This window comes from Carboxydothermus hydrogenoformans Z-2901, from assembly GCF_000012865.1.
GTDB lineage: Bacteria > Bacillota > Z-2901 > Carboxydothermales > Carboxydothermaceae > Carboxydothermus > Carboxydothermus hydrogenoformans.
Genome location: NC_007503.1, coordinates 743,399 through 768,482 on the forward strand (window position 1 = coordinate 743,399; position 25,084 = coordinate 768,482).

At 43.5% G+C, this 25,084-nt stretch carries 31 protein-coding genes and 1 tRNA gene; 25 read left to right on the forward strand and 7 right to left on the reverse strand.

Going from position 1 to position 25,084, the window contains the following annotated elements; translation table 11 throughout:
- Position 1 precedes the first annotated feature (1 nt).
- From CHY_RS03795 to CHY_RS03820, 6 genes are all read left to right on the forward strand, one after another.
- A complete protein-coding gene (locus tag CHY_RS03795; RefSeq protein ID WP_041537640.1) occupies positions 2 to 247 on the forward strand; it encodes a helix-turn-helix domain-containing protein in 246 nt (81 codons plus the stop codon).
- Positions 248 to 328: 81 nt separating this feature from the next.
- Complete coding sequence (locus tag CHY_RS03800; protein ID WP_041537641.1) at positions 329 to 553, forward strand: hypothetical protein; 225 nt, start codon at positions 329 to 331, stop codon at positions 551 to 553.
- Positions 554 to 601: 48 nt separating this feature from the next.
- Complete coding sequence (locus CHY_RS03805) at positions 602 to 955, forward strand: hypothetical protein (RefSeq protein ID WP_049752068.1); 354 nt, start codon at positions 602 to 604, stop codon at positions 953 to 955.
- Between the two features lie 32 nt (positions 956 to 987).
- Positions 988 to 3,003 carry an AAA family ATPase gene (locus CHY_RS12650; RefSeq protein ID WP_049752069.1) on the forward strand — a complete coding sequence of 672 codons (2,016 nt, stop codon included), beginning with the start codon at positions 988 to 990 and terminating at the stop codon, positions 3,001 to 3,003.
- The gene (locus tag CHY_RS03815) at positions 3,000 to 3,344 is read left to right on the forward strand and encodes a hypothetical protein (RefSeq protein ID WP_041537642.1); all 345 of its coding nucleotides are present in this window, start codon (positions 3,000 to 3,002) and stop codon (positions 3,342 to 3,344) included. The genes CHY_RS12650 and CHY_RS03815 overlap by 4 nt, the downstream gene beginning before the upstream one ends.
- Positions 3,345 to 3,933: 589 nt before the next feature.
- Positions 3,934 to 4,455 (forward strand): hypothetical protein, encoded by a 522-nt coding sequence (locus CHY_RS03820; protein ID WP_011343767.1) that lies wholly within the window; start codon positions 3,934 to 3,936, stop codon positions 4,453 to 4,455.
- 152 nt (positions 4,456 to 4,607) lie between these two features.
- On the opposite strand, the gene CHY_RS03825 is transcribed toward CHY_RS03820, so the two are convergent.
- On the reverse strand, positions 4,608 to 4,967 hold the full coding sequence (locus tag CHY_RS03825) for a hypothetical protein (protein WP_011343768.1): 360 nt from the start codon (positions 4,965 to 4,967) through the stop codon (positions 4,608 to 4,610).
- A gap of 86 nt (positions 4,968 to 5,053) precedes the next feature.
- Between CHY_RS03825 and CHY_RS13125 the strand changes: the two genes are divergently transcribed.
- Entirely contained in the window at positions 5,054 to 5,194 is a 141-nt protein-coding gene (locus tag CHY_RS13125) for a hypothetical protein (protein ID WP_011343769.1), read from the forward strand.
- A 63-nt stretch (positions 5,195 to 5,257) separates the two neighbouring features.
- Here CHY_RS13125 and CHY_RS03830 read toward each other — a convergent pair whose 3' ends face one another.
- The 3 genes from CHY_RS03830 to CHY_RS03840 form a co-directional block, all read right to left on the reverse strand.
- Entirely contained in the window at positions 5,258 to 5,479 is a 222-nt protein-coding gene (locus tag CHY_RS03830; protein WP_162485055.1) for a hypothetical protein, read from the reverse strand.
- Positions 5,476 to 6,438, reverse strand: a complete 963-nt coding sequence (locus CHY_RS03835) for a tyrosine-type recombinase/integrase (RefSeq protein WP_011343771.1) — start codon at positions 6,436 to 6,438, stop codon at positions 5,476 to 5,478. The genes CHY_RS03830 and CHY_RS03835 overlap by 4 nt, the downstream gene beginning before the upstream one ends.
- 72 nt (positions 6,439 to 6,510) lie before the next feature.
- Positions 6,511 to 6,585, reverse strand: a tRNA-Thr gene (locus CHY_RS03840).
- 214 nt (positions 6,586 to 6,799) lie between these two features.
- On the opposite strand from CHY_RS03840, the gene CHY_RS03845 reads away from it, so the two are divergent.
- The 12 genes from CHY_RS03845 (at position 6,800) to CHY_RS03900 (ending at position 18,098) form a co-directional block, all read left to right on the forward strand.
- Entirely contained in the window at positions 6,800 to 8,452 is a 1,653-nt protein-coding gene (locus CHY_RS03845) for a long-chain-fatty-acid--CoA ligase (RefSeq protein WP_011343772.1), read from the forward strand.
- Positions 8,449 to 9,459: a 2-hydroxyacyl-CoA dehydratase subunit D gene (locus CHY_RS03850; protein ID WP_011343773.1), complete on the forward strand. Its 1,011-nt coding sequence runs from the start codon at positions 8,449 to 8,451 to the stop codon at positions 9,457 to 9,459. The genes CHY_RS03845 and CHY_RS03850 overlap by 4 nt, the downstream gene beginning before the upstream one ends.
- Positions 9,459 to 10,673, forward strand: coding sequence for a 2-hydroxyacyl-CoA dehydratase subunit D (locus CHY_RS03855; protein WP_011343774.1), 1,215 nt, complete (start codon positions 9,459 to 9,461; stop codon positions 10,671 to 10,673). Before CHY_RS03850 ends, CHY_RS03855 begins: the two co-directional genes overlap by 1 nt.
- A gap of 21 nt (positions 10,674 to 10,694) precedes the next feature.
- On the forward strand, positions 10,695 to 11,459 hold the full coding sequence (locus CHY_RS03860; protein WP_011343775.1) for an acyl-CoA dehydratase activase: 765 nt from the start codon (positions 10,695 to 10,697) through the stop codon (positions 11,457 to 11,459).
- A gap of 273 nt (positions 11,460 to 11,732) precedes the next feature.
- On the forward strand, positions 11,733 to 12,923 hold the full coding sequence (locus CHY_RS03865) for an anaerobic nitric oxide reductase flavorubredoxin (protein WP_011343777.1): 1,191 nt from the start codon (positions 11,733 to 11,735) through the stop codon (positions 12,921 to 12,923).
- Between the two features lie 227 nt (positions 12,924 to 13,150).
- Positions 13,151 to 13,594, forward strand: coding sequence for a C-GCAxxG-C-C family protein (locus CHY_RS12655; RefSeq protein ID WP_011343778.1), 444 nt, complete (start codon positions 13,151 to 13,153; stop codon positions 13,592 to 13,594).
- 1 nt (position 13,595) lies between these two features.
- On the forward strand, positions 13,596 to 14,042 hold the full coding sequence (locus CHY_RS03875) for a ribonuclease HI family protein (protein ID WP_011343779.1): 447 nt from the start codon (positions 13,596 to 13,598) through the stop codon (positions 14,040 to 14,042).
- Between the two features lie 44 nt (positions 14,043 to 14,086).
- Positions 14,087 to 14,302: a hypothetical protein gene (locus CHY_RS03880; RefSeq protein ID WP_011343780.1), complete on the forward strand. Its 216-nt coding sequence runs from the start codon at positions 14,087 to 14,089 to the stop codon at positions 14,300 to 14,302.
- Between the two features lie 98 nt (positions 14,303 to 14,400).
- The gene (locus tag CHY_RS03885) at positions 14,401 to 14,775 is read left to right on the forward strand and encodes a carboxymuconolactone decarboxylase family protein (RefSeq protein ID WP_011343781.1); all 375 of its coding nucleotides are present in this window, start codon (positions 14,401 to 14,403) and stop codon (positions 14,773 to 14,775) included.
- Between the two features lie 150 nt (positions 14,776 to 14,925).
- Entirely contained in the window at positions 14,926 to 15,912 is a 987-nt protein-coding gene (locus CHY_RS03890; RefSeq protein WP_011343782.1) for an arsenic resistance protein, read from the forward strand.
- 89 nt (positions 15,913 to 16,001) lie between these two features.
- Positions 16,002 to 17,294 (forward strand): NfeD family protein, encoded by a 1,293-nt coding sequence (locus CHY_RS03895; protein ID WP_011343783.1) that lies wholly within the window; start codon positions 16,002 to 16,004, stop codon positions 17,292 to 17,294.
- Between the two features lie 24 nt (positions 17,295 to 17,318).
- On the forward strand, positions 17,319 to 18,098 hold the full coding sequence (locus CHY_RS03900) for a slipin family protein (protein ID WP_011343784.1): 780 nt from the start codon (positions 17,319 to 17,321) through the stop codon (positions 18,096 to 18,098).
- Positions 18,099 to 18,158: 60 nt separating this feature from the next.
- Here the strand turns inward: CHY_RS03900 and CHY_RS03905 are convergent, their stop codons facing one another.
- On the reverse strand, positions 18,159 to 18,575 hold the full coding sequence (locus CHY_RS03905) for a hypothetical protein (protein WP_011343785.1): 417 nt from the start codon (positions 18,573 to 18,575) through the stop codon (positions 18,159 to 18,161).
- A gap of 123 nt (positions 18,576 to 18,698) precedes the next feature.
- On the opposite strand from CHY_RS03905, the gene CHY_RS03910 reads away from it, so the two are divergent.
- Positions 18,699 to 19,058 (forward strand): ArsR/SmtB family transcription factor, encoded by a 360-nt coding sequence (locus CHY_RS03910; protein WP_011343786.1) that lies wholly within the window; start codon positions 18,699 to 18,701, stop codon positions 19,056 to 19,058.
- A 12-nt stretch (positions 19,059 to 19,070) separates the two neighbouring features.
- On the forward strand, positions 19,071 to 21,131 hold the full coding sequence (locus CHY_RS03915; RefSeq protein WP_011343787.1) for a heavy metal translocating P-type ATPase: 2,061 nt from the start codon (positions 19,071 to 19,073) through the stop codon (positions 21,129 to 21,131).
- On the opposite strand, the gene CHY_RS03920 is transcribed toward CHY_RS03915, so the two are convergent.
- Positions 21,109 to 21,708: a M23 family metallopeptidase gene (locus CHY_RS03920; protein ID WP_011343788.1), complete on the reverse strand. Its 600-nt coding sequence runs from the start codon at positions 21,706 to 21,708 to the stop codon at positions 21,109 to 21,111. The two genes, CHY_RS03915 and CHY_RS03920, sit on opposite strands and share 23 nt — an antisense overlap.
- 113 nt (positions 21,709 to 21,821) lie before the next feature.
- On the opposite strand from CHY_RS03920, the gene CHY_RS03925 reads away from it, so the two are divergent.
- On the forward strand, positions 21,822 to 22,253 hold the full coding sequence (locus CHY_RS03925) for an OsmC family protein (protein ID WP_011343789.1): 432 nt from the start codon (positions 21,822 to 21,824) through the stop codon (positions 22,251 to 22,253).
- A 24-nt stretch (positions 22,254 to 22,277) separates the two neighbouring features.
- Here CHY_RS03925 and tatC read toward each other — a convergent pair whose 3' ends face one another.
- Positions 22,278 to 23,009, reverse strand: a complete 732-nt coding sequence (gene tatC, locus CHY_RS03930) for a twin-arginine translocase subunit TatC (RefSeq protein WP_011343790.1) — start codon at positions 23,007 to 23,009, stop codon at positions 22,278 to 22,280.
- Positions 23,010 to 23,180: 171 nt separating this feature from the next.
- On the opposite strand from tatC, the gene CHY_RS12660 reads away from it, so the two are divergent.
- Genes CHY_RS12660 through mobA form a run of 3 tightly spaced genes read left to right on the forward strand, consistent with a single transcriptional unit; the run spans position 23,181 to position 25,083 of the window.
- Complete coding sequence (locus tag CHY_RS12660) at positions 23,181 to 24,248, forward strand: amidohydrolase family protein (protein WP_011343791.1); 1,068 nt, start codon at positions 23,181 to 23,183, stop codon at positions 24,246 to 24,248.
- Positions 24,249 to 24,288: 40 nt separating this feature from the next.
- Positions 24,289 to 24,489 carry a twin-arginine translocase TatA/TatE family subunit gene (locus tag CHY_RS03940; protein WP_011343792.1) on the forward strand — a complete coding sequence of 67 codons (201 nt, stop codon included), beginning with the start codon at positions 24,289 to 24,291 and terminating at the stop codon, positions 24,487 to 24,489.
- Positions 24,490 to 25,083: a molybdenum cofactor guanylyltransferase gene (gene mobA, locus CHY_RS03945; protein WP_011343793.1), complete on the forward strand. Its 594-nt coding sequence runs from the start codon at positions 24,490 to 24,492 to the stop codon at positions 25,081 to 25,083.
- Position 25,084: the final 1 nt, after the last annotated feature.

A 25,084-nucleotide genomic window follows, 5' to 3' on the forward strand; every position in this document is an offset into this window, starting at 1 on the left:
AATGGTTACAGCCTTGCGTGTTTTGAGAGTTAAAACTGGGAAAACCTTACGGCAAATCGCAAATGAATTGAGGATTTCTGAAATTCAACTTTGCAGAATTGAAAGGGGGCAGTCCTACATTCCACCGCACTTGCGACAAAAATTAGCCGACTTCTTCAGCGTCTCAGTCTCCGAAATTTGCGATGAAGCTACTGGTTGGCCCATCTTGGTGGACATGGAAATGCCCAAACTGGTGCGGAAAGCGTAATGAACCGATACAACAGAATACCCCGGACGTCCTGCAGGCTGTTTCACCTGCGGAAGGGCGTCGGAAGAAGGAGGGAAGCGAGTGGAACTGCGGAAAATGCTTGAGGCTTTCGCTAACGAGCAAACTCCTGAATTGCTACTGGCCATTCGCAAAAAGTATGGCAAATACGGCTTTTCTCTCGCTTGCAAGGTTGCGGGGATAAGCCGAGGGCAGGGTAAGCGTATGTTAGGCCTGTATGACGACACAAAAGCTATCAGGCAATTGGCTAATCGGTTATGCGGAATGAAAACTTCAAGGTGGCAATAAGGAGGCCGGGGGTATGACCCGGCCTTAAAACTTTAGGAGGTGTGTTTCATGGAAAAGAATAGACGAGGCAGTATCCCGCTTTACGTGGACTACCAAGGGAAACGTGTGGTCTCTGGCATTCTCGGCCCGGACAAGGTTTTCCGTAAATCGGTTGAACTGCGGCAAAAACTGGTAGTCATGGACGCTTACGGCATCGACGAGGAGAACTTCCGGGAACTCAACGCCTTCGGCTGCAAAGTTATCGAGTTGCGGGAGCGAGACACCGGGAGGAAATACCTCATAGATTTCGACACCTTCAAAGCCAAAGCAGTACCTCGGCAAATCGGTAAGTTTGGCTTGCGGTACTATCTTCCGCTTCGCTATTGGCGAACCCTTGAACCGGCAGTAGGCGATACGCCATAAGAACCGCCTAACTTTTCAAAAGGAGGGATTACATGAACACTGTTTCTATTCCCAGTTTAGCCGTTTTTCAAGCCGCAAACAAGTACCTCCAGCGAGGCTGGCAGGTCATCCCGGTGCCTTTCAAACAGAAAAGTCCAGTCATCAAGAACTGGCAAAACCTGCGTTTGACCCAAGAAGATATTCGACGTGTTTTCGCAAAACCCTCCAATGTGGGTATACTCTTAGGCGAACCCTCTGGCGGACTTGTGGACATCGACCTTGACGACCCATTAGCGGTAAAACTCGCCCCCTATTTCCTTCCATCTACCGAAGCTATTTTTGGCCGAACTTCGAAGCCTGCAAGTCATTGGCTGTATCTCTGCTTTGGGGCAAAAACGACCAAATGGCAAGGCATTGATGGAGAAATGCTCGTTGAACTCCGTTCAACCGGTTGCCAAACGGTATTTCCGCCTTCGATACACCCATCGGGAGAAGCTATCACATGGCACAAAGAAGGGCAACCTACGCAAGTAAGTAAAGCAGAGCTTGAAAAAGCCTGCTCAAAACTTGCAAGTGCTGTCCTTATCGCAAAACATTGGCCTTCTCAAGGCACTAGGCAGGATACCGCTCTGGCCCTTGCAGGCGGGTTAATTCGCCTTGGATTCGGTGAAGAAGAAGCGGAAAGATTCATTGAGGCTGTAACCGTAGGAGCAGGAGACGAAGAAAGCAGGGACAGGGTGAAAACAGTCGTTTATACCGCACGCAAAACAGGAAATTCACCAACCACCGGATGGAAACGATTGAGCGAACTCATTAGTGAGGAAGTGGTTAATAAGGTCTTGCAATGGCTTGGAGTGGAGAAACGAGAGGAAGAAAAGCAATCAAGGCCCAACGTTGAAATTAAACTTTGGACTGCTACGGAACTCATGGAAACAGACTTCCCCGAACCTTCGTGGCTTATTCCGGGAATCCTACCCGAAGGCGGTTTGGTGCTATTGGCCGGAAAACCAAAAGTAGGAAAAAGCTGGCTTGCGTTAAATATGGCTTGCGGTTTAAGCAATGGCGGTGCTGTCTGCGGTATTCCTGCGGAAAAGGCTGTTAAGACCTTATACCTTGCGTTGGAAGATACTACCCGGAGACTGAAAACACGAATCCAACAGGCAGGATTAACGCCAAATGAAAATTCCCTCATTTCAACGACATGGCCCAAACTCAATGAAAAAGGCCTTACTCTGTTAGAAGAAACGATAAAGCAGGCTGGTATTCAAGTCGTAATCATTGACACATTGGCGAAGGTAAAACCTTCTTCTAAATCGAAGGTAGTTTCCTTGTATGACAATGATTATGAAATGCTCGGTAGTCTCAAAGAACTTGCGGACAGACTGGGAATCACCGTTGTAATCGTTCATCATTTGCGGAAAAGCGAAAGTGAAGATCCATTGGAAGAAGTTTCAGGAACTACTGGAATCACCGGTGCGGTTGATACGATTTTGGTGTTGAAGCGTGCAAGGACTGAGGCGGACGGAACATTGTTCATAACCGGACGGGATTGCGAGGAACAGGAGTTAGCCCTTCGATTCAATGCAGGACGTTGGGAGGTGCTTGGAGAGGCGAAACTATACGAAATTTCGAAGGAGCGGAGAGAGATTCTCGAAGCAATCGAAAAACTCGGAGGAAGTGCAAGCCCGAAAGAGATAGCTGAAATAACCGAAAGGCCTCATGGCTCGGTTAAACACCTCCTTCGCAAGCTGGAGGAAGATGGATTGGTAACTTCATTCAATGGCAGATATTCACTTACCACCTCCTTGAATGATATTCACCCAGACAACTCCGTTCACCCTGTTTACTCTATTCACTCTATTCACTCCGTTCACCCTATTCACTCTATTCACCGTTCACCCGGTGAACAGGGTGAATACTCGGTGAATGATACCATTCACCCTGAAAAATGCAGTAATGATGAGCCTTTCGGGGATTCGGTGAATGCGGTGAACACGGTGAACGGTGAACCTGTTGTTTTAGCAAGAAGCAACGTCTCACAACTCGATATAGAGGTATGGGAGATATGACTGCCGAGGCCATTGTTACCGAACTGGAAAGGTTAAACGTAAAAATAACTGTTGTCGGGGACAAGCTCAGGCTTGAGGCCCCGGCTGGCATCCTCACACCTTCAATAAAGGAACTCATAGCACGCAATAAGGCCCAAATCATCGAATGGCTAATGAATCCTACTACCGATTGCATGGGCACGGTAGTAAAGTTATACCACGCAAGAAAGGAATGTTTAGAAGCGGGCTACTGCTTACAATTTACACTGGACTGTGACTTATTCCCTCTAACATGGCGTTGGGGATGGTGCAGGGAAGGGGTAAGCATGGCAAGGCCCAAAAGAAATGCAGGGGGAGGATAAAAATTTCCTTCCTTTCCTGCAAATGACCCGCCGGGCACTCGCTTGCGTGAAAAAATCCCCCATAAAAGCGAGGGTAGTCCCTTTAACGGACATCCCCTAGGGGCATGCCGAAAATTTTGGCCCTGCTCCAGAGAACCGGCGACGTGCAGGCTTGCGTTCGCAAAATTCGCTTTATCTCGCAAGAGGGGAAAAAGAGCGGTTGAATTGACTACCCCCTCCTCAAATCTGAGGAAGCCTCCTAAGTTTTACTTAGTAGGCCGAGAGAGGGGATAGCGAATCTCTACCACGCCAAAGGGAAGACCGGCGAGCTGGGCCATGAAGGTACGTCCGCAAGTTTTACCGATTTTTTGGAATTTGTCACTTTTGCCTTGAATTTGCTACTTTTAGCTTAAATTTGCCTGCTTTCGGTAATTTTACCTCTCCCCCCGGTGCAGTAAATCAAGAGCACTCTGGAGACCGGCGGGCAGGCCCTCCAAATACTCCGGAATATACTCTTTCACGAGGGTGGTTGAAATGCTACGCACATTGTGAACCTCGAGGCCATACCTGTGACCGCAAACGGTCACAAACAATAAGGGAGGGGTGAAATATGGCAACAAAGGGATACAAACGGGAACACGGTCTTACCATCGAACAACTTAATGCTGTTGAACTTTTAGTTATGGGCAAGACCGATAAAGAAGTGGCCGAAGCTGTGGGAGTGAACCGGGTAACGGTTACAAAATGGCGGTTGTATGACCCTTATTTTCAAGCTGAGTTAAACAGGAGGAGGAAAGAAATATGGGGCGTTGCAGTAGACAGGTTTAGAAGCCTTCTATTGAAGGCCCTGAATACGGTTGAGAAGGCCCTTAACGAGGGAGATACAAGGACGGCGGTTGAAATTCTCCGGATGGCTGGACTGGACATGACAAAAGGGGGTGGCACTCTGGGGACATACCTTGTAGGTGAGACGGAAGCGGAAAAGATACTTGAGGAATTAGCAGAAGCGAAGAAGCGAGAAGAAACATTCAAGGCTTTTTCTGTTGCCGATTGGGAGAAGAAAAGCGTCCTTGACGAACTCGAAGAACTGGCAAGAAGATTGGAGAGGTTGCAGACCAGAACCGGAACATAGCGAAAACAATTGCTTGGATAACGCAAAATAACGCAACCCCCCCTGAAAACGGACATTTTCGGACATCATTAAAAGCCCAGTCGCAAGAGAAAGACGACTGGGCTATGCTAATTGAAGATGCAAAGGCTAAAGGGTTAAAAGGGCCGTGGTAGTTATTGCACATCCACATTATTCGGGGTGTTAACATTTTTTGGCTTTCTTGCCCCGAAGAATTCCATAACAGCTAATATAAGAGCAATAACACCCCAAACTTTCATGTCAGAAAAATCGCTCGTCGCTCCATTTATGAAAGCAAATAAAGCTGCTGCGGCTGAGAAAATCATTGCGACCTTTGGAAGGGCAAAAGCAAAAGCACCACCGATGAAAAGTAGAAAGGCAACAAACATACCAAGGTCGCCACTACTGCCAGTTGTTTTGCCTGAAAACAATGCATCACCAAAACTGACAGTGCAGGACTGTAAAAACACTAAAATCCCGATGATGAGAGAAATAATACCAGATGCAATTCTCATAAAAATTACCTCCTTTAAATTTTGTTTTTCAAGAAAAATTCTACAAAAAATAAAGAATTCCTTCTTTTTCTAAAGGTGGTTATAAAGTGAAAGTCGGAGAACTTATTGCAGTACTTAGTGTTGATATGTCGCAGTATGATAAGGATTTGGCTACAGCGAAATCCAAAGCAGAAACTATAGTAAGTTCCTTAGAAAAGCCTGCAAAAGCCCTTTTCTATGCATGGTGATATAAAACTATTCGGTGCAAGAAAAAAACCGCCTTAAAAGGCAAATATGAAGGCGGTTGCAAGCTAAGAAAGCCCTTCTGCCCAAGCCGGTAAATTCGTTTTAATCCCCTTTTTCTCTAACTTCTCCACCAGAAACTTGCCGGAAACGCCTATTTCCCCGATATACCACTTTACCAAATCCTTCGCTTTCGGATTGTTTTCATCTATAGCCCTTGAAATCCCCTCATAGATGGCAAGAGTAACGGGGATGTAAAGCTCCCTCGGGATAGAAAGATTTTTCATCACTTTCCACCCCCGGAGAGCTTTCTCGGTGCTCTCTTGCCCATCTGCTGTAACTTCTGCACTGGAGAAGCCTTTTCATGAACTTCCTTTATGTCATCCTGCGAAAGCCTGACATACCGACGTGTCATAGTCAAATCTGTATGGCCCAAAATCCTCTGGAGGCTGAACGGATCTCCACCGGCTTTTAGAAACTCAATGGCGAAGGTATGGCGTAAGCCGTAGGGAGTGACTTTAACCCCTGCTTTCTTGCAGTATTGCCTTACTCTTTTGGCCCAATCGTTTTCATTCAAAGTAATGCCATTCTCGGAAGCAAACAAAGGCACGTCATCGCCCCAATGCTCTGGGCGTATTCTCAAGAACCTTGCAATCTGCTGGGCAGTAAAGGGAGTGATTATAAGCGTCCTTCCTATCCTTGTCTTTGCCACTTCGGGCCTTATCCGTATCTCCCTTGACTCAAGGGAGAGGTCTGACCCCCTCACTTGCAATAACTCTCCGGGCCTTACGCCTGTGTCAATCTGCACGAGCATAAGACAGTAATCCCTAAGGCCCGTATAGGTCTTTTTGTCCGGCTGTTGGAGAAGTTTTTTCACTTCCTCAAGGGAGACATGGCGGATATTAGTAATATCCTCTTTGGCCCTTTTTATACCTTCTGCTGGATTGGCAGGAATATAACCTTCTTTTGCACACCACGAAAAGAAAGCCTTGAGATGGGCTAATCTCTTATTTCTCGTGCTGGGGGAAGCCTTTTCGGTGAAGTATTTTAATACGCTTTGGCGTAGGGAGGTATAAGACTCCAAAGCATGAGGGAAGCGGTTGAAGAACCTTTCAATGTGGAAGCGGTAATCGTGGATTGTCCTTGCACTTCTGCCCTCTGCCTCTTTGACGAGGATAAACTCGTCCAGTAAATCCTGCCATGTTATTTTTAACGAGAGAGGCAATCTTAAGACGTTACTTTTGGGCATAAAAATAACCTCCTTCAAGACCTACGCATTTTTTTAGGTCTTTCGGAGGCTGGAAGGCTTGATATTCAAGGTTGGAGCCGATGGTGGGATTCGAACCCACGACCTACGCATTACGAGTGCGTTGCTCTGCCCCTGAGCTACATCGGCAACAACATTGCATTAATATTTTAACGGGAAATAAGGTGGTAGTCAACGGGCAAATATTTGGGAGTAGCTTTAATTTTGAATCTTTTTGGAATACCATTCAGTATAAAAAAACAACCAATCACCGTCATATAATGCAACTGAGTAATTATTCATTGAATTGAGCAGTATTCAGGGATAAATTTAACTTAAAAACCCTTTAATGGGAGGTAAGTTTATGGTGGAAAAAGCTTACCCCTGGGTTAAACATTATCCACCTCATGTTCCTTTAAGTCTGACCTATCCGGAAACTCCACTTTATGAGCTTTTAAGGAAAACGGCTCAAAAGGTAAATAAAACTGCTTTAATCTTTTTTAATAAAAAATTATCATACAGCGAATTAACAGAATATATTGAAAATTTAGCAGTAAATTTATCCCCTTTGGGCCTGGAACCGGGGGACCGGGTGGGGATTATGCTACCAAATTCGCCCCAGTACGTAATTGCATATTTTGCCTTAATGGCGGCGAGGATGATTGCGGTCCCCTTAAATCCACTCCTGTCGGCAAGAGAACTAACTTATATTATTGAAGATGCCGGAGTCAAGGCTATTTTTGCCTTAAATCTTTTTGCGGAAAAGTTAAAAAACCTTGATAACGTAAAAATAATTTATACAGCAATTGCCGATTTTTTAGCGTTTCCTTTAAATTTTCTTTTAAAACTTAAAGAAAAAGCCCCTCCCGTAAAAATCGATAATGAAAAGGTCTTTGCATTAATGCCCCTTTTAAAAAATACCGGAAGCAAAAACTTTAGCCCCAAACAGCGGGACCTTAAAAAGGAACCGGCGGTGATTATTTACACCTCCGGCACTACCGGTAAACCCAAAGGGGTTATGCTCTCGGAGTATGCCCTGATAGTCAATGCCTATCATGTCAAGGTCTGGGGAGATTTAGTGCCGGAAGATGTGATGTTAACAGTCTTACCGATTTTTCACGGTTTTGGCATGAGCGTTTGCATGAATGCTCCCCTTTTAACCGGCTCTTCGGTGGTGTTACTTCCGCGGTTTTCGGTGGAAGAGTTTTTTAAAGCAGTAGCGAAACACCGGCCAACATTGTTTGCGGGAGTTCCGACAATGTTTGTGGCAATGTTAAACCATAAAGATCTAACCAAATACGATCTTTCCTCCTTTAGAGGTTGTTTTGTTGGGGCGGCGGCCATGCCCCCGGAGGTAAAGGAGCAGTTTGAAAAAATGACCGGAGCTCAGGTTTTGGAAGGTTATGGTCTTACCGAGGCGGTAACCGCTAAGTGCTGCAATCCCTACCGCGGCGTAAATAAAACCGGCAGTATTGGGATACCTTTCCCCGATACGGTGATGGAAATTGTCGATGCGTTTACCGGAGAACCATTGCCGCCGGGAGAAATAGGGGAAATACGGTTAAAAAGCCCCGATTTAATGCTGGGCTATTACAAGCAGGAAGCTGCGACCCGGGAAGTGATTAAAGATGGCTGGCTTTATACTGGAGACATTGGACGGATGGACGAAGATGGTTATTTTTACATCGTTGACCGCAAAAAAGATTTAATCATTACCGGAGGTTTTAATGTTTATCCCCGGGAAGTGGAAGATGTTCTTTACTCCCATCCCGATGTTAAAGAAGCCTGCGTGGTGGGGATTCCAGACAATTATTACGGGGAAGTGGTCAAAGCTTATGTAGTGTTAAAAGAAGGGGCTAAGACTTCGCCGGAGGAGCTAAAAGCCTTTTGCCGGGAAAACTTAACCCATTATAAAGTGCCCAAAATCATTGAAATAAAAGATGATTTACCAAAAAGCGCGATAGGTAAAATTTTGCGGAGGGCTTTAAAGGAAATGGAGAGTGAGGCCAGGCAATGAAATTAAACTATTTTTGCAGTTACTGGCCGGTGGAAATATCCGAAGGAGCGGGGATTTCTACGGTCCGTTATTTCCCGTCCGATGAAAGCAAAGCTCCGGTAAGGCTTCCTGCTTACTGCTGTTCTTATGCCAGGGGAAGCCTTGCCGAAATTGAAGAAGAAGGAGACGGTGACTTTTGGGGATTTGCCCACAGTTGCGACACGATGCAGAGTTTATACGGCATTACTAAGAGTTTACTGGGAGACGACCGGGTTTTTCTTTTCGTTCCGCCGGTTGACTTAACCACCGCTTTTGCCCGGGAATACTACCGGGAAGCTTTAATTTATCTCTGGCGGGAACTTTCCCAAAAAAGCGGGGTTAATGGTGAGGAAAAGTTAAAGCTTACCTGGGAAAAGTTGAAGGAGTTAAGAAATAAGGTTAAATCTTTGGAAAACTTGACGTCAATTATTCCTTCCTCCGAAATTTTTGAGCTTTTAAAAAAGCTTCAGACCCTGCCGCTGGATGAGGCTTTGGATTACCTCGAGGCCAAAAAAGCGGAATTTACCAGTTTATCTGTGGCTCAAAAGGCTATAGGGATTATTTTAACGGGAGCGGTAGTCACTAACAGTAAACTTTACCTTGCTTTAGAACAACAGGGATTTAGAGTAGTTTATGATGATACCTGTACCGGCTTTCGTCATTTTGCTGGAGAGATAGAGGATAAAGACGATATTTTGGAGGCAATAGTTTCTTACTACCTTTCAAAGCCCCCCTGTCCCTGCAGGCATAAGGGAGTATGGGCGAGGGCGGAGTATTTAAAAAATCTTTATCATAACAAAAATGCCCGGGCCATTGTACTTTTACAAAATAAATTTTGTGACCCCTTTGCCTGGGATGTTCCCTATTTAGTGGACTACTTTAAAAAACAGGGAGTTCCGGTTTTAGTTTTAGAGGTGGAAGGCGGAGAAATCGGCGAGCAAAATAAAACTCGCCTCCAGGCCTTCCGGGAAAGCGTGGGTGGAGTGTAATGGCTAAAAAAATCTTTAAGCCTCTTAAGGCTTCAGAGAAAATAAATAAAATTTTAAAAAATCATTATTTAAAAGCAAAGTATTTGCCAACGCTTGGAAAATTTTTTGGTTATAAAACCGCCTGGATTACCAGCGGAGCTCCGGTGGAACTACTGCGGGCCTTTGGTATAGAGCCGGTTTATCCGGAGAATTACGGTGCCATTTGCGGTGCCCGCAAGGTTTCGCCGAGTCTTTGCCAGGTAGCGGAAAACAGGGGTTATTCTCTCGATTTGTGTTCTTATGCCAAGAGTAATCTCGGAAGTATCTGGAATCCGAAAGAAAGTCCATTTAACGGCTTACCCCGGCCGGATTTACTGGTGGTTTGCAACAACATTTGCGGGACGGTTTTAAAGTGGTACGAAACTTTAAGCCGGGAATTTAATATTCCCCTTTTTATCATTGATACCCCTTTTATCACCGGTGAACCCCAACCCTGGCAAATCCAGTATGTGGCCAAACAGATAGAAAAACTGGCGATTGAACTGGAAAAATTTTTCCGGAAAAAGTTGGATTTAAACCGTTTGGAAAAAGTAATTCTCCTTGCCAATGAGACGGTGGATTTATGGAAGGGGATAAGAAATTTTGCCAAAAATAAACCTTCGCCGGTAAACGTTACCGATTTATTTATTAATCTGGGGCCAATGGTGGTTTTAAGGGGTACCGAAGTTGCCCGGGATTTTTACGAGGAAGTTTACCGGGAAGTGGAAGAAAGGTACAAAGCCGGGGTTCCGGCGGTAGAGGGAGAAAAATACCGTTTAGTCTGGGACAACATTCCCATCTGGTACGGACTGTACCGTTTTTACGGTTATTTTGCCGAAAGGGGAGCGGTTTTTGTTACCGATTCCTATACCGGTGGCTGGGCGGTCAACATAAAAAAGGGTCCTCCCTTTTATGCATTAGCCGAGACCTATGCCGGCGTCTTTTTAAATCGGGATTTAGAATTTCGCAAAAATCAGTTGCAATCTTTCATTGAGGAATTTTCTGCCGATGGCTTTGTCATGCACTCCAATCGTTCGTGCAAAGCTTATTCTTTTGTGCAGGAGGAAATCCGGCGCCAAATCATGAGGTCACTAGGAGTGCCGGGGTTAATAGTGGATGCCGATATGACCGACAGCCGGCTTTATTCCGAAGAAACGGTTTTAAACCGGGTCCAGGCTTTCCTGGAGAGCCTGTAGAGAAAAAGGGGGAGGGAGATTTTGTATCTTGGAGTTGATATTGGTTCGCTTACGACCAAGGTTGTCTTAATTGACCGGGGAAAAAATCTTATTGCTTATCGTTACAGTAAAACCGGACCTGCCGGAAAGGAAACGGCCGAGCGGTTAATTCAAGAGGTTTTGATAAAAGCGAATATTTCCCGGGACGATATTCAGGGAATAGTTGCTACCGGTTACGGCAGGGTTCTCTTTTCCGGAAAGGAGTTTTCGGAGATAACCTGTCAGGCCCGGGGGATTGGGCATTTATACCCGGAGGCAAAAACGATTATCGATATTGGTGGCCAGGATAGCAAAGTAATTTCTCTGGGAAAAAACGGAAAGGTACTGGACTTTGCCATGAACGATAAATGTGCTGCTGGCACCGGACGTTTTTTGGAGGTGATGAGTCAGGCCCTTGAAGTTCGTCTGGAAGAGATAGGGGAACTTGCCGAAAAGAGCCAGGAGGCAGCTAAGATATCTTCGGTTTGTACCGTTTTTGCCGAATCGGAAGTGATATCCAATTTATCCCGGGGGCAGAGCCGGGAAGCGGTAGCACGGGGAATTTGTGAGGCGGTGGCGGCCCGAACGGCTATACTGGCGCAAAAAGTGGGGGTGGTAGAACCGGTGGTTTTTACCGGAGGGGTGGCCAAAAATACTGGAGTTGTGGCGGCTTTGGAGCGAAAGCTTGGGGTTAAGTTATTAATTCCGGAAGATTCCACGATTACCGCAGCTCTGGGGGCGGCTTTATTAGCCGCTGAAAATTCTTAAAGAGGAAAATTCGGGAATTTCAAGGGGTTAGCTTTAAAATTGCCGAAAGGAAATCATGAACTTGATTATTCAACACGAGTATTATAAAAAGCTGCAGGAAGAAAGTATGGCTGGCAGAAACCTTGAAAAAGACGCCAAGGAAGCGGACCGGGAAGAGGAGAAAGTATACGAATAAAAATTATAGCCTCTTTTGGGGCTTTTTTTATTTATTGTTTGTGTTTTCGATTAAAATTTATGGTATATTAAAATTATAAAACAAAGGGAGGTGTCCGAATGGGAGTTAAAATTAGCGATTCCGTTACATATGTTGGCAAGATTGACTGGGAGCTTAGACGGTTTCACGGGGAAGAACTTTCTACCCACCGGGGGTCAAGTTACAACTCGTACTTAATTAGGGATGAAAAGGTGGCGTTAATTGATACTGCCTGGATCAAATTTGACAAAGAGTATGTAAAAAAGCTTTCGGAGGAAATTGATTTAAATAAAATTGACTATGTCGTAGCCCTTCACGGGGAAATTGACCACAGTGGAGCCTTACCGGAATTAATGCGCCATATTCCCGATAAACCCATTGTTTGTTCGGCTAATGCCGTTAAGTCGTTAAAAGGTCACTACCACCAGGACTGGAATTTCCAGGTGGTTAAAACCGGAGATACCCTGGATCTTGGCAGCAAAAAGCTTATCTTCATTGAAGCCCCGATGCTCCACTGGCCCGACAGCATGATGGCATACTTGACCGGGGAAGAGATTTTGTTTTCCAATGATGCCTTTGGTCAGCATTATGCCTCGGAAAGTCTGTTTAACGATTTGGTGGACCAGCACGAACTTTTTGAGGAAGCCTTAAAATATTACGCTAACATCCTGGCGCCTTTTAGCGCCCGGGTGGTAAAGAAGATAGAAGAAGTACTGGCCTTAAATTTACCGGTGAAAATGATTGCTCCCAGTCACGGGATAATCTGGCGGGATAACCCCCTGCAAATAGTTAATAAATACCTGGAGTGGGCTAAAGACTATAAGGAAAACCAGATCACCATTATTTACGATACCATGTGGGATGGCACCCGACGGATGGCCGAAGAAATAGCCCGGGGAATTAAAGCGGCGGATCCGGAGGTTACGGTGAAGCTTTACAATTGTGCCCGGTCGGATAATAACGATATTGTGGTGGAGGTATTTCGCTCCAAGGCAATATTGGCGGGTTCACCTACGGTTAACCGAAATATTTTGTATAACTTAGCCGGACAGCTGGATTTAATTAAGAGCTTGCAGTTTAAAGGGAAAAAAGCTTCTGCTTTTGGCGCTTACGGCTGGAGCGGTGAAGGGGTTAAAATCATTACCGAGATTTTAAAGGAAGCGGGTTTTGAAATTGTAATGGAGGGTATAAGAGAGCTCTGGAACCCCGATGATGAAGCTTTAAAACGTTGTTTTGAATTTGGGAAAAATTTTGCCCAGGCAGTAAAATAATCTCAGAAAAAAGAATAATGTAGATAAGGGCGCACTTCTGTGCGCTCTTTTTTTGTATTTATTTTCTCAACTTTTTCTTCTACCCCCTGACACTTCCCGTATTAATTTTTGTATGGAAGAGAGTTTTATGCATTTTAAAAATGTACGGTTGCACATGCTGCAATAATTTACTATAATACTTTATGTAGCGAAGTAAAAGTGACGAAATACACAAGGAGGCGCTGACAATGGCTGTGGAAAAACTTCAAAATAACGTGGAAAAAGTAGCACAAAAAGCGGTTTACAATTTTGTGGAAGATAGTTACAATTGTGCTGAAGGGATAGTTGCTGCTTTTTCGGAGGAAATGGGTTTGGCTGCGAAAACCTATACAGCTTTAGCCATGCCCTTTGGCGGAGGTATAGGGAGCCTTGGTCATATGTGCGGAGCTATTTCCGGAGGTTTAATGATGCTTGGCTTAAAAGGTGCGCAAAAGGGCTTAAAAAAGCCGGAAATTCGGGAACTGGCCCAGAAGCTTTACAAGGGCTTTGAGGAAAAATTTGGTGCTGTTAACTGCCACACCTTAACTCGGCATGATTGTAACGATGCCAGTTCTGCTCCTTATGATATAAAAAACTGCGCACCTTATATTCAATATGTGGTTTATAAAGTAAATGAACTCCTGGGGGATTAAGATGAAGTATAAAGTTCATATCGATGGGGGTTCCCGGGGAAACCCGGGGCCTGCCGCTTCTGCGATGGTTATTTATGACGAAAACGGGGAAGTCCTGTATGAAAAAAGCAAATATTTAGGTATAACAACAAACAACGTGGCGGAGTGGGAAGCCCTGAAAGGGGCTTTTTTGGCTTTGACCTTTCTTGCTCAAAAGCATGGTAAGGTTGAAGCCGAGATTTTTGCTGACAGTGAACTTATGGTTAAGCAGTTTAACGGGCAGTATAAAGTAAGAGATGAAAAGTTAAAGGAAATATACGCTGAAGTAAAAAAATTGGCAGCAAATCCTGCTCTAAAAGTAACTTTGTCCCATGTCTACCGGGAGAACAATAAAGCTGCGGACCGACTTGTTAATCTTGAATTGGACCGGCAGGAAAATGCAAACATTGACAGCGAAATTATAGAATAGTATAATAGAACAAAAAATTGCGAAAAATGGAGGGGAGCGGCATTATGGATTACGCCGAAATGAGTTTACAGGAGCTCCAGGAAGAGCTAAAAAAGCTTAAAGAAACCCTTGAAGAGGTAGAGGAAGAAAAGTTTTTTGTTTTAGGGCAGAGCGGTTTTCATGTATCGGGGGGCAAAGTAAAACAGTACGAACAGGAAATTTCTGAGCTGCAGGCGAAAATTAAAGAAGTGGAGAGGTTGATCAGGGAAAAAAGCAATTAAGAGTTGAGCCCTGCTTTTTTCAGGCAGGGTTTTACTTTTCTGGACAACGGGGTAAAAATAATAATAACCATATCATGATCATAAAAGGGGGTATTTTAATGGAAGACAGGGTAATGCCTATTGCAGAAGAAAATTTACCGGAAGAATTAAAACCCATTTATGAAAATTTTAAGCAAAATTTTGGCGAGGTTCCGTTACCGATTAAAGTCATGGCCAATAATCCGGCTTATTTAAAATTGTTTGTGCAAAAGCATAAAGTACTCTGGGAAGAAAACTCGCTTGATCCCAAGACCAAAGTTCTTATCGCCTTGGTTATTTCTACCTTAAATAACTGTGAATTTTGCATTAGAAATTATACGATGCAGGCAAAGAAATTGGGGATATCCGATAAAGAGATAATTGAGGCAATTAGTTTAATTGATTTAGTTGGCAGCATGAATCACTTTAACAATGGAATGCGGATTAAACCGTGAAAGATGGGGGCTAACCTTAAAGGGAAGAGGTTAGCCCCTTTAAATTTCCCAATAACTTCGAAAATAGTATTGACAGCGAAAACCATGGCGTTTTAATATAAATAAGTAAAGATTACGCTATTATTAAATATAGAGAAAAGGGGGTATAAGATGTTTAAAAAAATTTTTCTTTTTCCTTCCCAAAATTTAGTTACAGTAATACCGCTGGTGATGATTCTGGGAATCATCGTGGGTTATTTTGTGGATACGAGCTTCCTTAAAAACTACATTCTGGTATTTACTTTTTTAATGCTTTATCCAACCATGATTGGGATGAAAATTAAAGAAGCTTTTGATTTGTCCCATAAGAATGTGGTGGGTCTTGCTTTTCTTTTAAACTTTATTGCCATTCCTTTGATTGCCTGGGGTCTTGGAACTTTACTTTTAAAAGGCGAACCGGAACTTTTTGCCGGCCTTGCCATTAGTTCTCTTTTGCCTACTTCCGGGATGACCATTTCCTGGACAATGCTTTACAAAGGGAATGTGCCGGCAGCGGTAAAAAATACTACATTAAGTCTTATTATTGGCTCCCTTTTGGCGCCCTGGTATTTATTACTGATGGTTGGCAAGTACGTGCCGGTGGATGTGGTTGCTACTTTTAAGCTTATTGTTACGGTAGTCTTTATTCCCCTGATTCTTGGACATTTTACATATAAATGGCTTTTAAAAAAATATACAACGGAGCAGTTTAATAAAGAGATAAAACCGTTTTTACCGGCTTTTTCGACGTGGGCGATGCTTTTAATCGTGTTTACCAGTATCAGCATGAAAGCAAAGATGCTGGTGCAAAATCCGAAGCTTTTGGGTTATGGTTTATTAATTTTGGCGGTGTTTTACGGTATTAACTTTTTCCTTGGAACCATTGCCGCTAAGGCATTTTTGAACCGACCGGATGGTTTGGCTTTGGTTTTTAGCACCGTCTTAAGAAATTTATCCCTTTCTTTAGGAATTGCGGCAACGGCCTTTGGGCCAAAAGCTGCCTTTATTGTTACCCTGGCGTTTATTTTACAGGTTCAGGGAGCTGCCTGGTACGGAAAAATGATTAATAAATACGGAGTTTTTAAAGATGAAACGGCGATGCAAACAGCAAAGGCCTGAAGTCATGCCCCAAAATTTTGGGGCATTTTTTATTTGTGGTGGCAGGATAAATTCATTGTGGTATAATAAGCCAAAAGGGGAGGATTTTGGTGGGGAAATTCAGGGGAAAAATTATCTTTTGGCTTATGGTTTTTCTCTGGTTGACGACTCCCGTTTATGCCGGTGTTCTGGCTACCAGGGTTGAGGGTGTCATTGACCCGGTAATAGCGGGGCACCTTAAGGAAATAATCCAAAAAGCAGAGCGGGAAGAAGCAAGCTTTGTCTTAATTGAACTTAATACTCCCGGTGGTCTTGATACTTCTATGCGGGAGATAACTTCTGCGATTTTAGCTGCAAAAGTACCGGTGGGAGTCTGGGTTGGTCCTTCCGGAGCCAGGGCGGCTTCTGCCGGAACATTTATTTTATACAGTGCTCAGGTAGCGGCAATGGCTCCGCAAACCACTATCGGGTCTGCTCATCCGGTAAATCTCGGGGGACAGTCCCTGGATCAGGATTTGCGGGCCAAGGTGGAAAACGATGCGGTTTCTTATATTACTTCCCTGGCAAAAAGGAATGGAAGAAACCCTGTTTGGGCGGAAGAAGCGGTTAGAAAAAGTGTTTCGGTGGATGCGGAGGAAGCTTATAAAAAGGGAATAATAAATTTTATTGCTAAAAACCCGGAAGAATTTTTAGAAAAAGCCCATGGGCTCCGGGTAAAAGTTTCCGGCAGCGAATTAGTCTTAAATTTAAAGGGGCAAAGGATAAAATATCTTGATTTAAGCTTGTGGGAAAAATTTTTACATGCTTTGGCCAATCCTGAGCTTGCCTATTTTCTTATTTTGGTTGGAATTTACGGTCTAATTTACGAGTTTGCCCATCCCGGAGGGATGGTTGGCGGGATAACGGGGGTTCTTGCTTTACTCATGGCTTTTTATAGCCTTTCCGTTTTGCCGACTACTCTAACGGGCCTTTTATTGCTTCTTTTTGGTTTGGCTTTAATCATTGCCGAACTTTATTTGCCGACTTTTGGAGCACTGGGAGTGGGAGGGGTGATTAGCATTACTCTTGGTTCGCTGTTTCTTTTTGGCACCGATTTACCGGGGTTAACCATTAGCTGGGTTAATATTCTCCCGCTGGTTTTGCTTTTAGCTTTAGGAGTATACCTGTTAATTAAACTTGCGGTTCGGGCGCAGAAAAGTAAAAGTTTAACAGGAATGGAGGGGATGATCGGCCTTACTGGTAAAGTTACCGCGGATCTTCAACCGGAAGGATTTGTAATGGTAAGGGGGGAAATCTGGAAAGCAAAAGCGGTGGAAGGTAAAACCATACCACGGGGTACACCGGTAAAGGTGATAGGGGTTAACGGGTTGACCCTGGTGGTGGATGAGGTTAACGAAAGTTAAAATAACTTTTCTGGAGGGATGTAAATGGAGATTATTGGTGCCCTTTTAGGGGCAATGGGCCCGCTTCTGGTTTTAATCCTGTTTTTTCTTTTCTCGGCCGTTAAAGTTATTCGCGAGTACGAACGGGCGGTAATCTTTCGCCTGGGTAGAGTTATCGGTGCTAAAGGGCCGGGACTTATCATTGTAATACCCATTATTGATAAGGTCTGGAAAGTTGACCTGCGGACGGTGGCTATGGATGTACCACCGCAGGAAGTAATCACCCGGGATAACGTACCGATAAAAGTAGATGCGGTGGTGTATTTTCGGGTTATGGACCCGGTAAAAGCGGTGGTGGAAGTAGAAAATTATATTTATGCCACCTCCCAGTTTTCTCAAACAACTTTAAGGTCGGTGCTGGGTCAGGCGGAACTGGATGACGTTTTAACCAAACGGGAAGCGATAAACCACGAGCTTCAGAAAATCATCGATGAAGCTACGGATCCCTGGGGGATTAAGGTTACTTCTGTGGAGTTAAAAGCGGTAGAACTGCCCGAAGGGATGAAGCGGGCCATGGCCAAACAGGCGGAGGCGGAACGGGAGCGACGGGCTAAAATTATCTCTGCCGAAGGGGAGTTTCAGGCTGCCGAAAAACTTACCGCTGCTGCAAGCTTGATCGGTCAGGTACCAACTGCTTTACAACTGCGCTTTTTACAGACTCTGGTGGAAATTTCCGCCGAGAAAAATTCCACCGTTTTATTCCCCTTCCCCATAGAGTTAGTAGAGCCTTTTCTGAAAAAAATGACGCAAAATCAGGACAAATAAGCGGGGATTTTTACTGAATTTACAAGGCTGGCCGAAGTAGGCCAGTCTTATTTATTTCCATTAGATATTAATTTTCTTACCCGGAGGGGTTTTTTGCACCGGTAAGTTTAAACGAATGTCCCGGGCGATTAAATCGGGGTTTTCGGCGTAACGGATTGATACTTCGTAAAACTTTTTTAAAGTTGGTTCATACCAGATTAGGGACGAAAATTCCATGTAGGTTTCCCGGCCTTTGGGAGTTAAATTTAGCGAATCTTTTTCCACCAGCTCCCACTGGCGGAGTTCGGCCAGTAACTGCTGGACGTAAGGGCTAAAAACTCCCTTCCCTTGCTTAATAAAATTAAACCGGTAAAACGGTTCGAGCGGCCGACCGTAAAAATACAAAAGGTAGATTAAATTGTGAAGATCCTTTTCTCTTTTGGGTTTAACGGTAAAAAGTAAAAGTAAGATAAAAAGGTGTTTTAACGAGAGATTCAAGGCTGCTTCCCCCTCTTTTTAAAAATTATATCTTTTTTTGGCCGGTTACAACACTGCTACTTGGCAAAAAGATAGGAAAAATATATAATAATATATGAACAAATGAACATATGAGGTGATAAAGTGAAAGAAAAGGCTCCGGTGTGTAAGGTTACTTTATTTGATGAAGAAACGGTCCAGACAATTCGCCAAAACTTACCCGGTGAAGAGACAATTATCGAGCTTTCCGAGGTGTACAAATCCCTGGGAGATGGAACCAGGCTCAAGATTTTGCTGGCCTTAAAAGAAAAAGAAAGTTGTGTTTGTGATTTAGCCGCTGCCCTTTCCATGAGCCAGTCGGCTATTTCCCATCAATTACGGGTTTTGCGGAATGTGCGCTTGGTGAAATACCGAAGAGAAGGGAAAATGGTTTACTACAGTTTGGATGATGAACATATTTTAAAAATTTTACAGGAAGGTTTAAACCATATTACCCATAAATAGGTTGGTGAAATTATGGCAAAAAATAGTATTTTTTACCTTACCGGATGCAGCTGACAGAGCTGTGCAGCCGTTCTGGAAGAACGGGTGAAAAAGCTTCCCGGTGTCATAGATGCTGAACTTGATTTTGCGGCAGGGAAACTGAAAGTTTTAGGGGATGTGGACCCTGAAGTTATTATCAAGGAAGCGGAAAAAGAAAAATTTAAAGCTTATTTATCCCGGAGTGATGTTCCAAAAGCTCAAAATTTTTTCAAAGAAAATTACCTTTTACTTATGGGAATATTGTTTTTGCTTGTTGGTACCGGTATTAACTTTATCGGCCAGGATAAAGTAGCTTCATTATTTTATTTAGCGGCAATTCTGGCCGGTGGCCGGGAAACCATTGAAAAAGGTTTAAAAAACCTGTGGCAACGAAAAATAACCAGCGATTTATTAATGTTAACCGGCCTAATTGGGGCGATGGCGTTAGGAGAATTAACAGAAGCAGCTTTAGCAGCGGTATTATTTGGGATAAGTGAGTTTGTCGAGAACTATAATCTTGAAAAAGCCCGTACTGCTTTAAAAGAGTTGTTTGCAGCAGTACCCGAAGAAGCATTGGTGTTAAAAAATGGTGAAGAACAGCTCTGTAAAGTAGAGGAAATACGTCCGGGAGATTTGGTAGTTATAAAGCCCGGTGAGAAAATACCTGTGGACGGTGTCCTGAAAAAAGGAAGAATTGAGGTTAGCCAGGCCGCTATTACCGGGGAGAGCCGGGGAATTTTAAAACTTCCCGGCGAGGAAGTATATGCGGGAAGTATAAATCTTGATGGTTTTGGTATAATTGAAACCCAAAAGCCGAGCGGTGAAACGGTTATAGCCAGGATGGCCGAATTAATCGAGGAAGCGCAAAAGGAAAAACTTCCGGCGCAAACGTTGTTAGATAGATTTGCCGCGGTTTATACACCGCTGGTTTTAGCTCTGGCCTTTTTAGTTGCCTTCATTCCACCGCTTCTCCTTGGTGGTGAATTTCGACTCTGGATTTACCGGGCTCTTACCTTTTTGGTGGTATCCTGCCCCTGCGCCCTTTTAATTGCCGTACCGATTTCGGTGATTTCAAGCCTTGGAGCGGCAGCGAGACGGGGAATTGTAGTAAAGGGTAGTCGGAATTTGGAACAACTTGCCCTGTGTGATACGATAGTATTCGATAAAACCGGGACTTTAACCCGGGGTGAAATGGAAGTTACCGAGGTAATTGCTGTAAGTCCTGATTTTTGGCCGGCGGTATATTCTTTAGAAAAAAGGGCAACCCACCCTTTAGCTAAAGCAATTATAAAGGCGGTGCCGGCCGAATATCAAAAAGAAATAGAGGTTTTAAACTTTCGGCAAATTCCGGGACTGGGAGTGCTCGGCCAGGTTGAGGGTTCCAATTACTTTATCGGTTCACCAAAAGGAATTAAAGAAATTCCCGAAAGCTTCATAAAAACTCTTCAGGAAATTGAAGAAAAGGGGCAAACGGCCATTTTGGTGGCAAAAGAAAATATTCCCGTTGCCCTTTTAGCTGTGGCGGATGTTATCCGGGATGATGCCGGTGAGGCGATTCGAAATATAAAAGCCCTTGGGCTTACCCCGGTGCTGCTTTCTGGTGATAGTAAAAAGGTAGCCCTGCGGGTTTCCGAGGAGTTAGAAATAGGAAAATGGTACGGTGAAGTTTTACCCCAGGAAAAGCTTACCGTCATAAAAGAGCTGCAGGAAAGCGGACGAAAAGTTATAATGGTGGGAGATGGGATTAACGATGCTCCGGCCTTGGCTGCGGCCGATGCGGGTATTGCAATGGGAGAGGGGAGCGGACTTGCCACCACTACAGCGAAAATAGTTCTTTTGTCGGGGAAATTAAACAATATTCCCTTTTTAATAAAACTTGCGCGCCAAAGCCGGGCTATTGTTAAACAAAATATAATTTTAGCTATCGGGCTAAAATTGTTGGCCCTGATGGCGATTCTTCCTGGCTGGTTAAACCTCTGGCTGGCAATCGGAGCCGATATAGGGGTTGCTTTGCTGGTTAGTTTAAATGGCCTCAGGGTTTTGTGGTTAAAGTAACGGTATTTTTTTCCCAGTATTTCAACAGATTATAGGGGTTTACCGCTCGCATTCCCGGAGCATAAAGGCCGTAATGGAGATGGTCCGGTGTAAAATCGGCATTGCCGGTATGTCCAACATAACCGATAACCTCACCTCTTTTAACTTTCCGCCCGGGTTTAATTTCCGGGCGGATTCCTTTTAAATGGGCATAGTAATGGTAGAGGCCGTTTTGGTCTTTAATTAATACCCGGTTTCCTCCCAGAGAAAGCCAGCCGCTCTTTACTACTTTTCCGGACATTACCGCCCGAACTTCCGTTCCTTCGGGAGCAAAAATATCTATGCCGAGATGAATCCTTCCTCCTTCCCGGGGAGCATGCCAGTTGGCGGAAATAAAATACTGGTTACCTGCTACGGGAAATACGCCATTGGCGAGATTTTGCAGAGTTGTCTTGTCAAGCTTTTCCCAGGAAATGTCGGTGATTTTTTGAAGTTCAAGGTATTGATTATAGTTCTGGTAAGAGGAAAGGATATTAAGAAAAAAGCAAAGGAAGAAAAAAACGAACAGAATAACAAAGATTCTTTTAACCTTTGCCACCTTAATCCCACCTTTTCTTAGGAAATTTATAGTTGTTTTTGGGCAAAAATATTCCTTACTCGACAAATCCGTTAAAAAAACATAAAATAAAAGAAAAAACAGGGGGTGGAACGATGATTAAGGTTACCTGGGAAGGAAAAATGAAATTTCGGGGAATTGGCCCATCCAACCATGAGGTATTCATGGATACCGATGCAGCGGGGGGCGAAGATACCGCAGCCCGTCCGGCAGAAGTCATGATGATGTCCCTGGGCGGTTGTACCGGCATGGATGTAGTGGCAATTTTAAACAAAATGCAAATTGCGGGTTATGAGTTTTGGCTGGAAATTGAACCAACCTGGGCAGAAGATCATCCCAAGATTTTAAAACATGTAAAAATGACCTACTGCTTTAAAGGAGAAAACTTACCTAAAGATAAAATTGAGAGGGCGGTATTTTTATCCCAGACCAAATACTGCCGGGTAAGTAACACCTTAATTAAAGCCGCTCCGATGGAGGTATATATTAATTTAAACGGTGAAACCTGGCAGTTAAAAACTCAATAAAAAAGAGGGCGAAAATTCGCCCTCTTACTTGCGTTCTCCGGAAAATTCTTTTGGTTTTATAAATTTAGCGATAAATATGCTTACTTCATAGAGGATTAAAAGAGGAGCAGCCATTAAGAGCTGGCTTATGACATCGGGGCCGGGAGTCAGGGCGGCGGCCAGGATAAATACCACCAGTAAGGCGTATTTCCGGTTTTTTACCAAGAATTCATGGGAGATAATATTTAGCTTGGCCAGGATATAAACAACTACCGGCAGCTCAAAAACCAGACCAAAAGGTATCAAAAAATTTAAAGCAAAAGAGATATACTTGCCGATGGTTATCATCGGACTCATAATATCGCCGCCAAATTGTAAAAGAAATCGGGTGGCAATTTGAAAGACTGTAAAGAAGGCAAAAACGATACCGGCGACGAATAAAATAATTATTACTGGAATCATCCTTAGGATAAACTTTCTTTCCGCCGGTTTCAACCCGGGAGCGACGAAACTCCAGATTTGCCACAAAATTATCGGGGAGGCAAGTATAATTCCCAGTATTATGGCAATTTTCAGTTTTGTCATAAATGCTTCGGTGACATTGATAAAAACTAACTTCATTTTAAGAGCGGTAACCGGCTGGAGTAAGATATTTAGAAAATAATCGACATAATTATAAGCAATTATTGAGCCAATAACTATGGCAATAACGCTAATAATAATTACTTTCCGTAAAGCTTCTAAGTGTTCAAACAACGTCATCGGTTTATCTTCCATTAAGATACCTCCACCTGCTGTAAAAACTTGAAGTTTTCTTTGATATGACTTTCGACCTACCGGGGAAATCTTTTAAGCTATCCGGAGACACATGATAAACGCCTCCATTTTTTAAGTAAGTCATTATCAATTATATAAAAAATTTATTTTCTTAAAAAGGGGAGATGGGGGTTGTATTTAAAAGTTTTTGATTTTAGCGGTAAAAAGCTTAAAGTTTTGCCCTGGGGTTATTTTGCCGATGGACAGATTAAGCAGGGGGTAATTACCGTTAATAACGGAATTATCTCTTCAATTGAAAAAACGGGGGAGGCGGATTTAAAAGTACCGTATTATTTATATCCGGTGTTAGCCGATGCTCACCTCCACTTGAACTTAATGGATAACAGTGAGCTTACACTCCCGGAAATTATGGCAAAGCTAACCGGTCACGGCATTATGGGTTTTAGGGAATGCGGGGATAGGAGTGAATTCTGGAAAACCGCCAGAGAACACTGCTCGTATGTAAAAGGTGTATTTTGCGGAAATGGTCTTTACAAAGAAGGTTATTACGGCCGAATTGCCGGAATTGCCGTAAAGGATACCAGGGAGGCTCTTTATGAAATTTCGCGTCTTTACGAAGAAGGGGCGAAGTTTGTAAAAGTATTTGTTACCGGATTGGTGAGTTTAAAGGAAAAGGGTAAAGTAGGGGCTACGGGATTTAGTCTTGAAGAATTAAAAAAAATTGTCGATACAGCCCATAAGCTGGGGCTAATGGTTGCTGCCCATGCCAATGGCCCCGAAGGAATAGAAATAAGTATTGAAGCCGGGGTCGATACCTTGGAGCATGGCTATTACATAACTGATGAGCTTCTTTTAAAAATGCGGGATGCCGGTACCTGGTGGGTTCCAACGGTGGCAGCAATTCGAAACCAGATGTACCGGGAAGAATTGAGTCCTGCGGAAAGAGAAAATGCTTATTATGTATATAAAGAGCAGCTTTTTAAAGTAAAGAGAGCCTTTGAACTGGGGGTAAAGCTCGGACTTGGTACCGATAGCGGTACGTCGTTTTTGGCTTTTGGTGAAGCTCTCTGGGAAGAGATGGAGCTTTATCTTAAAGCAGGTATTCCTCCCGGAGAAGTAATAAAAATTGCGGTAGAAAATAACTTTCAAATGATGGGGATATCAGGTTTTTCTGGTATAAGGCCTGGAAATTTTGCTAAATTTCTGGGGCTTAAAATTCCCTTTGGCGATGAGGTATAATAAAAGTTGAAAATTTAAACATTAGGAAGGAGAGTATATTATGTTCGGTAATTTTGGGTTTCAGGAATTGGTGGTTGTTTTAATTATTGCCCTTATTATTTTTGGACCTTCCAAACTTCCGGAGCTTGGACGGGCTTTGGGACGCGGTATTCGGGAGTTTAAAAAGGCTACTACCGAAATTGAAGAAAGCATAACAAAAGAGGTAAATGCGGTTAAAGATAATAATTTCAAGGAGGGTTAAATGCAAAATTTAACTGTTGCCATTTTGGCCGGGGGTAAAAGTTCGCGCATGGGGCAAAACAAAGCCCTTTTACCTTTGGGTACAATGAAGATAATTGAGCATCTGGTAACCAATTTAAGACCTATCGCTTCCGAGCTTTTGCTTGTTGCGAACACCGATGAATATGCTTTTTTAAACCTTCCGGTTTACCGCGACCGTTTTCCCGGCCAGGGACCGCTGGCGGGAATTGAAACGGCTTTAAGGGTTGCGTTTAATGAAAAAGTATATATTACCGCCTGTGATTTACCGCTGTTACCCGCTGAAATCCCCCGGTTTTTGGCTGAAAATACCGAAGATTATGATGTAACGGTTTTAGCTTATAAGGGGAAAATTGAACCGTTAATAGGCATTTACCGAAAAAGTATTTATCCGGTGGTAGAAAAACATTTAATTCTTCGGAAAAATAAAATAATAGATTTTTACCCCCAGGTGAAGGTAAAGATAATTAATTTTGAACAACTTCCCGAGAATTTGCAGCGGGAAGAATTTCTTTTAAACGTTAATACCCCGGCGGATTATGAAAAACTGTTAAAAATATTCAGTTTAAAGGAGTAGT